General features: G+C 64.3%; 8 protein-coding genes and 1 pseudogene. 3 read left to right on the forward strand and 6 right to left on the reverse strand.

Going from position 1 to position 8755, the window contains the following annotated elements; translation table 11 throughout:
* Positions 1-467: hypothetical protein (locus AAG799_RS20970; RefSeq protein ID WP_341898912.1), on the forward strand; the 467-nt coding region annotated here is incomplete at its 5' end.
* 82 nt (positions 468-549) lie between these two features.
* Here AAG799_RS20970 and AAG799_RS20975 read toward each other — a convergent pair.
* The 6 genes from AAG799_RS20975 to tpiA form a co-directional block, all read right to left on the reverse strand.
* Positions 550-858, reverse strand: a complete 309-nt coding sequence (locus AAG799_RS20975) for a hypothetical protein (RefSeq protein WP_341898913.1) — start codon at positions 856-858, stop codon at positions 550-552.
* 7 nt (positions 859-865) lie between these two features.
* Positions 866-1711, reverse strand: a complete 846-nt coding sequence (gene kdsA / locus AAG799_RS20980) for a 3-deoxy-8-phosphooctulonate synthase (protein ID WP_297682138.1) — start codon at positions 1709-1711, stop codon at positions 866-868.
* 156 nt (positions 1712-1867) lie between these two features.
* The gene (locus AAG799_RS20985; RefSeq protein WP_341898915.1) at positions 1868-3499 is read right to left on the reverse strand and encodes a CTP synthase; all 1632 of its coding nucleotides are present in this window, start codon (positions 3497-3499) and stop codon (positions 1868-1870) included.
* Positions 3500-3619: 120 nt separating this feature from the next.
* A complete protein-coding gene (secG, locus tag AAG799_RS20990; RefSeq protein ID WP_341898916.1) occupies positions 3620-3937 on the reverse strand; it encodes a preprotein translocase subunit SecG in 318 nt (105 codons plus the stop codon).
* 663 nt (positions 3938-4600) lie between these two features.
* Entirely contained in the window at positions 4601-5620 is a 1020-nt protein-coding gene (locus AAG799_RS20995) for a lysine-2,3-aminomutase-like protein (RefSeq protein ID WP_341898918.1), read from the reverse strand.
* Between the two features lie 6 nt (positions 5621-5626).
* Positions 5627-6382 carry a triose-phosphate isomerase gene (gene tpiA / locus AAG799_RS21000; RefSeq protein WP_341898920.1) on the reverse strand — a complete coding sequence of 252 codons (756 nt, stop codon included), beginning with the start codon at positions 6380-6382 and terminating at the stop codon, positions 5627-5629.
* A gap of 175 nt (positions 6383-6557) precedes the next feature.
* Here tpiA and AAG799_RS21005 point away from each other — a divergent pair, with 175 nt between their 5' ends.
* Together AAG799_RS21005 and AAG799_RS21010 are read left to right on the forward strand one after the other, a co-directional pair.
* Entirely contained in the window at positions 6558-8462 is a 1905-nt protein-coding gene (locus tag AAG799_RS21005; protein ID WP_341898922.1) for a SurA N-terminal domain-containing protein, read from the forward strand.
* An 18-nt stretch (positions 8463-8480) separates the two neighbouring features.
* Positions 8481-8755 (forward strand): annotated as a pseudogene (locus AAG799_RS21010) (anthranilate synthase component I); the annotation flags it as partial.

Raw genomic sequence — 8755 nt, forward strand, 5'->3', positions numbered from 1 at the left:
CAGTGTCATGGCCGGGCTTGACCCGGCCATCCACGATTGTGCATGGTCCGATGATGGCCTCGGAAGCTGTCATTCGGTCTGCACAACCCGATCTCGGTCGGTTGATTGGTTTCCCGTTGACCGACATCAAAGTAGCGACCTTCTATGTCGACTTCGTCTTTATCGAATCCCTGACTTTCACTCTGCGTGTCAAAAAGGCCTTCCGCTTCACGCTCCCAGGCCGTGAACCTTCGATATTCGATCCGGCTGTGAAGACGCACAATACCGCCTTCGAAAGCGCGAATTTCATATTCTTGCAAGGACTACGCTGCCATCGCGCCGTTCTGACGCAAAGGCTGTTCGAAATCGAATTCACCGACAATGCCGGTATTCAGATCGAACTGGGTAATCGTGATTTTGAACCGCTAGAATTGATCGGCGCCGAGGGCGAACGCCACGAAAAGCTGGCTTTCTATCACGTCTTGTAAAACGTGGATGGCTGGGACAAGCCCGAGGGTGACGGTCTATGGTTTGGTTAGAGCTCCATATCTCGGCTTTAGAGAACTAGTGCTACTGCCTGAAACCTTGCCTCAACAGACGGGAAAGACGGGGCATCAATTGCGGAAGCTCGGCAAGCATAGCGATGAACGACGCGTCATCGGCGTCCCCGGTACCGCTTTCCAGAATACGTGCTGCGTGGCCGACAAGTTTATGGACCAGTTCATTGTAACCGCGCAGCACCACACCATCTGCCGTGCCATCTTCGGCATAGCCATCGCCGCGCGCAATGATAGTGACCTCATGGGCCAGGCGGGTCAGAATGGCCGCTCTGCCCTGCGGCGACAATTCCAGAAACAATGCCTGGAGCTGTGGCTCCATCCCAGACTCAATGCCCCGCCTTCGCCAGGTGGTCGAATTCCAGCAGCTGTTCCAGCACGGCTTCCATCTGGTGGAACGGCACCATGTTGGGGCCGTCCGACGGCGCAGAGTCCGGGTCCTTGTGGGTTTCCATGAACACCGCCGCCACACCGATGGCGACGGCGCCGCGCGCCAGGATCGGCACGAAGCGGCGGTCTCCGCCCGAGGAAGTCCCCTTGCCGCCCGGCTGCTGCACCGAATGCGTCGCATCGAACACCACGGGGCAGCCGGTCTCGGCCATGATCGGCAGCGCGCGCATGTCGTTGACCAGCGTGTTGTAGCCGAAAGAAACGCCGCGCTCGCACAGCATCACGTTCGGATTGCCGGCATGGTCGAATTTCTCGACCACGTTCTTCATGTCCCAGGGAGCGAGGAACTGCCCCTTTTTCACATTCACCACCTTGCCGGTGCTGGCGCAGGCCAGCAGCAGGTCGGTCTGGCGCGAGAGGAAGGCCGGCACCTGCAGGATATCGACATGCGGCGCGACCTCGCGGGCCTGCTCCTCGGTATGCACATCGGTGATGACCGGCAGGCCGAGGCTGTCGCGGATTTCGTCGAAGACCGGGATGGCGTTTTCCAGGCCGAAGCCGCGATTGCTGCGGATCGAGATGCGGTTGGCCTTATCGTAGGAGGACTTGTAGACGAAGTTGATGCCGAGCTTCTCGGTCAGGTCTTTCAGCGAACCGGCCATGTCGAGCGCATGCTCGCGGCTTTCCATGGCGCAGGGCCCGGCGATCAGGGTGAGCGGCAGGTCATTGCCGATCTCGAAATCGCCGACCTTGATATGGCGGATGGGATTGGGGGCTTCGGTCATGGCTTTCTCCGCTACCTACAACCGTCACCCTCGGATTTATTCCGAGGGTCCATCTGCGCGTTCCGAGGCGCGGACGGTTGGGATGGACCCTTGGGACAAGCCCAAGGGTGACGATGACTATATGTCGGAAGCCTTACGGTTCCGTGACACCTAGAACTACACCAGCCGCGACTGTTTCAGCGCGGCTTCAACGAAGCTGGCGAACAGCGGATGCGGCTCGAAGGGCTTGGACTTCAGTTCGGGGTGATACTGCACGCCGATGAACCAGGGATGGTTCGGGAATTCCACGATCTCGGGCAGCAGGCCGTCGGGCGACATGCCGGAGAAGACCAGGCCGCACTCTTCCAGCTTGGCGCGATACTTGGTGTTGACCTCGTAGCGATGGCGGTGGCGTTCGGAGATCGTGGTGCTGCCATAGACCTCGGCCACGCGGCTGCCGGGTTTCAGCGCGGCCTCGTAGGCGCCCAGACGCATGGTGCCGCCCAGATCCCCGGCCTGGCTGCGCTTTTCCAGCTCGTTGCCGCGCATCCACTCGGTCATCATGCCCACGAGAGGCTCCTTGCAGGGACCGAATTCGGTGCTGCTGGCGTCTTTGAGGCCGGCGAGATTGCGCGCGGCCTCGATCACCGCCATCTGCATGCCGAAGCAGATGCCGAAATAGGGAATGTTGCGCTCGCGCGCAAAGGTGACGGCGCGGATCTTGCCTTCCGAACCGCGCTCGCCGAAGCCGCCCGGCACCAGGATGGCATGCACGCCGTCCAGCGCCTGCACGGCGGTCTCGTCCTTCTCGAAAATCTCGGACTCGATCCATTCGATATCGACGCGCGCGTTGTTGGCGATGCCGCCGTGGGCCAGCGCTTCGGCCAGCGACTTATAGGCATCCTTGAGGCCGGTATACTTGCCGACGATGGCGATCTTGACGCGGTTTTCCGGCGCCACCACACGCTGCACCACATTCTGCCAGCGCGACACATCGGGTTCTTTCGACGCATCGAGGCCAAAGGCCTTGAGCACCTGCACATCCAGCCCGGCCTCATGATAGGCGAGCGGTGCGGCGTAGATGGTGTTGACGTCGAGCGCGGGAATAACCGCTTCTTCACGGACATTGCAGAACAGCGCCATCTTCTTGCGGTCGCCCTGCGGAATCTCGCGGTCGGCGCGGCAGAGCAGGATGTCGGGCTGGATACCGATGGAGCGCAGCTCCTTCACCGAATGCTGGGTCGGCTTGGTCTTCAGCTCGCCGCTGGCGGCAATGAAGGGCACCAGCGTGACATGGATATAGATCGCCTGGCCGCGCCCGGCTTCGAGGCCGAACTGGCGGATGGCTTCGAGGAAGGGCAGGCTTTCGATATCGCCCACGGTGCCGCCCACTTCCACCAGCATGAAATCGACGCCGTCGCGGTCGTCGGCGATGAAATCCTTGATCGCGTCGGTGATATGCGGGATCACCTGCACGGTGCCGCCCAGATAGTCGCCGCGGCGCTCCTTGGCGATCACGGTCTGGTAGATGCGGCCGGTGGTGATGTTGTCGGTCTTGCGGCCGGGCACGCCGGTGAAGCGCTCGTAATGGCCGAGGTCGAGATCGGTTTCGGCACCATCGTCGGTGACGAAGACCTCGCCATGCTGATACGGGCTCATGGTGCCCGGATCGACGTTGATATAGGGATCGAGCTTGCGCAGGCGGACGGTGTGTCCACGGGCCTGCAGCAGGGCGCCGAGCGCCGCTGAAGCCAGACCTTTTCCAAGCGAGGAGACCACGCCGCCGGTGATGAAGATGTACCGCGTCATGGGAGCCCTGTTTAACCTATCCATCCGACACACAAAAGGCTTCACTCGCGCCGACTCGCGCGATTTCAAAAACCCGAAAAGATTATTTCAGTTCAGTCGTTTACTGAGACAGCGGGCGGCTTACTGCGACAGCGGGACGGCCGGCTTGGCCGGCTCGGCCGGTGCGGTGGTGCCGGCCGGCGCGCCCGAATCGAGGATCGAGCGCGACTTGGTCGGACCGCCGGCGAGAATCGCCAGCACGATGCTGGAGATGATGAACAGCGCCGCCAGGATCGCCGTGGTGCGGGTCAGCAGGTTGGCCGAGCCGCGCGCGGTCATGAAACCGCCGCCACCGCCGCCGCCCATGCCGAGCGCGCCGCCTTCCGAGCGCTGCACCAGGATGACGCCGATCAGCGCCAGCGCCAGCAGGATATGCACCACCAGAAGGAAGGTCATCATGGTCTTGAATCTCCGTAAGTCCGGGGGCTTTTACACCCTGTCGGGAGATAGGGAAAGCCCCTGCCGGGGACAAGACGCAATGCGGCGGAACCGGCTTGACTTTTGGTCAATGTTCTTATATTGTTCTCTAGCACCATTTTGCCCGCTGGACAGCGCCCGGCACCCCCGCCGCGCGGCGCGATGAATCAGTGACGTAGCTCTCCCGATGAATCTCTCTCATCGTCATGCCCGGGCTTGTCCCGGGCATCCATTTCCGTCCCGGCTTGGTCATGACTCGACAGAACTGGCGGATGGACCCTCGGCACAAGGCCGAGGGTGACGGTCTATGGTCGCCCGGGCTTGGCCCGTCTTTCGCTTCCCCACAATGTCATCCCCGGGCTCGTCCCGGGGATCCATTTCCGTCCCAGCTTGGTCATGACCCGACAGAACCGGCGGATGGACCCTCGGCACAAGGCCGAGGGTGACGGTTTTACTGGGATTGCATTGAGTGAGAGTAAGCTAGGCTGAGACTCACATAAGCCGGCTTAAGCGCCGACTTGGCCGAACCTAGGCTCAACTAAGACAAAACTAGAGTCCGCTAAGCCGAAACAAGCGTGAAATAAGCGGAAATAAGCGCGGGTTCAGCGAAATAAGGCCAATTTGATATCGGTGATATCACTGCTATCAGCGCGTCGCCGGATCGTCGTACGCATGGCTGCAGCCCCAGGGGTCGCTCACCGTCCAACTGCCGTCATCCTGCGGTTCGGCATAGACCGGCCCGACCGGCACCTTGCCATGGCCGCCGGGGATATCGAGGATGTAGGTCGGCTGCAGCAGGCCGGAATAATGCCCGCGCAGACGGCGCATGAGAGTCTGCCCCTCTTCCAGCGAGACGCGGAAATGGCTGGTGCCGCGCGCCAGGTCGCCGTGATGCAGGTAATGCGGCTTGATGCGGTTCTGCACCATGGCGCGGAACAGATCGGTCAACGCGGCGGGACTGTCATTCACGCCTTTCAGCAGCACCGACTGCCCCAGCATCGGCACGCCGGCCTCCACCAGTTTGCGGATCGCGGCGACAGATTCGGCCACGAATTCGCGCGCATGGTTGGCATGCAGCAGCAGCCACACGGCTTTCTCGCTAGATTTCAGTGCGTCGGCCATCGCGTCCGTGATGCGCGCCGGATCGACCACCGGCACGCGGCTGTGAATGCGGATGACGCCAAGATGCGGGATCGCATTCAGCTTCGCGATCACCTCTTTCAGCCGGCGCGGCGACACGATCAGCGGATCGCCGCCGGTGAGGATCACCTCCCAGATCGCCGGATGCTGCGCGATATAGTCGATCGCGGCATCGAGCTGCTCGGCGCTGAGGCCTTTTGAGCCCGGCCCCACCATCTCGCGGCGGAAGCAGAAGCGGCAGTAGACCGGGCAGACATTGACCAGCTTCAGCAGCGCGCGATCCGGGTAACGATGCACGATGCCGGCCACCGGGCTGTGCGCCGTATCGCCGATGGGGTCGATGCGTTCGTGCGGCAGCGTCACCAGTTCGGCCGCATCGGGCAGGAACTGGCGGGCGATGGGGTCTTTCGGATCGGACGGGTCGATCTGCGCCTGAAGATGCGGCGTGACGGCGACGGCAAACTGCGCGGCGACCTGCTTCAGCGCCGCGATATTGCCATCCGTATCCCGCTCGACCTTGCCCATGGTGGCTTACTTGAATCCCTTGGCCTCGATGATCGGCCAGAAGTCATTCGCCTTCAGGCTGGCGCCGCCGACCAGCGCGCCATCCACATCGGCCACCGCCATCAGGCTCTTGGCATTGTCGGGCTTTACCGAGCCGCCATAGAGCAGCCGCATGCCGTCGCCATCGTTGAAACGCGCCTTCAGCTCCTGCCGCATGGCGGCATGCACCTCGGCCACCTGCTGCTCGGTCGGCGTGCGCCCGGTGCCAATGGCCCAGACCGGTTCATAGGCGATCACGGTGTTGGCCGCGGTCGCATCGTCGGGCAGCGAACCGCGCAGCTGGGCCGACACCACCTTCAGCGTCTCGCCGGCATCGCGCTGCGCCAGCGTCTCGCCAACACAGACAATCGCCACCAGCCCGGCGCGATGGGCGGCCTGCGCCTTGGCGCGCACCACCGCATCGCTCTCGCCATGATCGGTGCGGCGTTCGGAATGGCCGGCCAGCACATAGGTCGCGCCGGCATCCTTCAGCATCTCGGCGCTGATATCGCCGGTATGGGCGCCGCTGGCCTTGGCATGGCAGTCCTGGCCGCCCACGCCGATGCCGGTGCCCTTGAGCGCGGCGGCCATCGCCGCCACCAGGGTTGCCGGCGGGCAGAGGCCGAGTTCGGCAGCCGGCGCCTGGGCCGTGGTCTTGCCGGCCAGGGCGGTGGCTTCGGCCAGGCTCGCCGCCAGGCCGTTCATTTTCCAGTTGCCGACAATCAGGGGGCGCCGCGCCGCCATGGCAAAACCTCGTGCGAATGGGCTAAAAACCGCGCCTGTCCTAGCAAGTTCCGCCCGGAAAGGCAAAGCCGGCGCCTTGCCGCCCCCTGCCCCCGGCCTTAGTATGCCGGCCCGTTCCGGCCCGCCGCTCAAGGCAGGCTGAGCCTTTGTTTCGCTTCGCTTTTTAGGTGGTTACATGCTGCAGCAGATGCGTTCCGGCGCCGCGTCCTGGATTGCCAAGGGCCTGATGATTCTCCTGGTGTTCAGTTTCGCCATCTGGGGCGTCGCCGATTATGTCTCCGGCTTCGGCAACAGCGGCGATGTCGCCAAGGTGGGCTCCAGCAGCATCGGCCAGAGCGAATTCTCGGAGGCGATGCGCCGCGAGGTCAATGCGCTGCGCCGCCAGTTCGGCCCGGCCTTCAGCACCGAGCAGGCCCGCCAGCTCGGCCTCGACGAGACCGCGCTCAACCGCATGATCGAAGACAAGCTCTATGTGCAGGCCGCCGGCAGGATCGGTCTCAGCGTCAGCGACGCGCAGGTGCGCGACATGATCTTCAACGCGCCGGCCTTCAAGGGCCTGACCGGCCAGTTCGACCGCCTCGCCTTCGAGCAGTATCTGCGCAACGAGGGCTACAGCGAGGGCATGCTGGTCGCCCTGCTGCGCGACGACATCGCGCGCACTCAGCTGCTGGGCAGCCTGTTCGGCAGTGTGGTGGCCGCGCCGGCCCCGATGGTGGATGTGGTGCTGCGCTATCGCCTGCAGCGCCGCCTCGCCGAATACATCGTGATCGATCCGGCCAAACTGCCGGCGCCGGCGGCGCCGACCGATGCGCAGGTCGACGAGTATTACAAGGCCAACCCGGCCGCCTTCACCGCGCCGGAACGCCGCAGCCTGGCCTGGATCGACATCACCGCCGCCCAGCGCGCCGCCGTGATGGCAGTCGATGAGGCCGAGCTGCGCGCCGAGTACGACTCCCATCCGCAGAGCTACAGCACGCCGGAAAAGCGCGCCATCGAACAGGTGGTGTTCGCCACCGAGGCCGAGGCCAAGGCCGCCTCCGAGGCGATTGCCAAGGGCGAGGCCTTTGCCGCCATGGCCGCGCGGACCCAGAAGCTGAAGCCCGAAGATCTTTCGCTGGGCGTCGTCACCAAGGCCGAACTGCCGGCCGCGATTGCCAATGCCGCCTTCGCCATCGAGAAGGACAAGGTGAGCGAACCGGTGATCTCGCCATTCGGCTTCCACCTGCTGCGCGTCACCGCCATCCAGGCCGGCAGCACCCGCAGCTTCGAGGATGCCAAGGCAGAACTGCGCCAGCAGATCGCCACGCGCAAGGCCGTCGACGGCATGGTCAAGCTGCGCCAGCAGATCGACGACCAGATCGCCGGCGGTGCCACGCTGGATGAAATCGCCAAGCTGCAGAACCAGCCGGTGCAGCAGGTTGCCGCCATCGATGCCCAGGGTGCCGATGCCGCCGGCAAGCCGGCCGAGGCATTGCCCAAGGTGCCGGCGCTGCTGACCGAAGCCTTCGAACTCAGCCCCGAGGCCGAACCCGGCATCATCGACCGTCCCGAAGGCGGTCTGATCGTGCTGAAGGTGACCGCGATCCAGCCGGCCGCGCTGAAGCCGCTGGAGGATGTAAAGGCCCAGGTGGTTGCCGCGCTGACCGAGCGTGCCCGCGCCGAGGCCGCCAGCGACCGCGCCAAGCAGATTGCCGAACGCCTGCGCTCTGGCGGCGAAATGAGCCGCGAAGCCGCCGGCATCGGCGTCACCGTGCAGCTGAGCGCACCGGTGGTGCGCGGCGGCCAGCCGGCCGAGCGCAACTTCTCGCCGCCCCTGCTCGGCGCATTGTTCGGTGCCAAGCAGGTGGGCGAGATCGTCACCGGCCCGGCGGCTGCCGTGCCCGGCGGTGCCATTGTCGCGCGCCTCTCGCGCATCGAGGAACCCGATGCCGCGCTCGTTGCGCGCCAGCGCGAGCAGACCACGCAGCAGCTGGCCGGCGGCATGACCCAGGATCTGGTGCAGCAGTATAAACAGCAGCTGCAGAAGGAAATCGGCGTCACCGTCAATGCCGCGGCGCGCGCCCGCGCCGCCAACTTCTGACGGTTTCACGCAGCCGCCATGAAGATCACGCCCGACTATGCCAGCTTCGCCCAGCGCTACATGGCGGGTGAGGCCCAGGTGCTCTCCACGCAGCTGGTGGCCGATCTGGAAACGCCGGTCTCGGCCTTCCTCAAGCTGGCAGATACGCGGCCGTGGTCCTGCCTGCTGGAATCGATCGAGGGCGGCGCCGTGCGCGGCCGCTATTCGATCATCGGCCTGAAGCCTGACCTGCTGTGGCGCTGCCAGGGCCAGAAGGCCGAGATCAACCGCAAGGCCCGCTTCGACCAGAGCGC

The sequence above is a fragment of the Ferrovibrio terrae genome (assembly GCF_943371255.1).
GTDB lineage: Bacteria > Pseudomonadota > Alphaproteobacteria > Ferrovibrionales > Ferrovibrionaceae > Ferrovibrio > Ferrovibrio terrae_B.

Bases quoted from the DNA above. Each gene is read 5' to 3' on its own strand.
- AAG799_RS20995 (WP_341898918.1), bottom strand. From the start codon at position 5,620: ATGGGCAAGGTCGAGCGGGATACGGATGGCAATATCGCGGCGCTGAAG.
- AAG799_RS20975 (WP_341898913.1), bottom strand. From the start codon at position 858: ATGGAGCCACAGCTCCAGGCATTGTTTCTGGAATTGTCGCCGCAGGGC.
- AAG799_RS20985 (WP_341898915.1), bottom strand. From the start codon at position 3,499: ATGACGCGGTACATCTTCATCACCGGCGGCGTGGTCTCCTCGCTTGGA.
- tpiA (WP_341898920.1), bottom strand. From the start codon at position 6,382: ATGGCGGCGCGGCGCCCCCTGATTGTCGGCAACTGGAAAATGAACGGC.
- AAG799_RS21005 (WP_341898922.1), top strand. From the start codon at position 6,558: ATGCTGCAGCAGATGCGTTCCGGCGCCGCGTCCTGGATTGCCAAGGGC.
- secG (WP_341898916.1), bottom strand. From the start codon at position 3,937: ATGATGACCTTCCTTCTGGTGGTGCATATCCTGCTGGCGCTGGCGCTG.
- kdsA (WP_297682138.1), bottom strand. From the start codon at position 1,711: ATGACCGAAGCCCCCAATCCCATCCGCCATATCAAGGTCGGCGATTTC.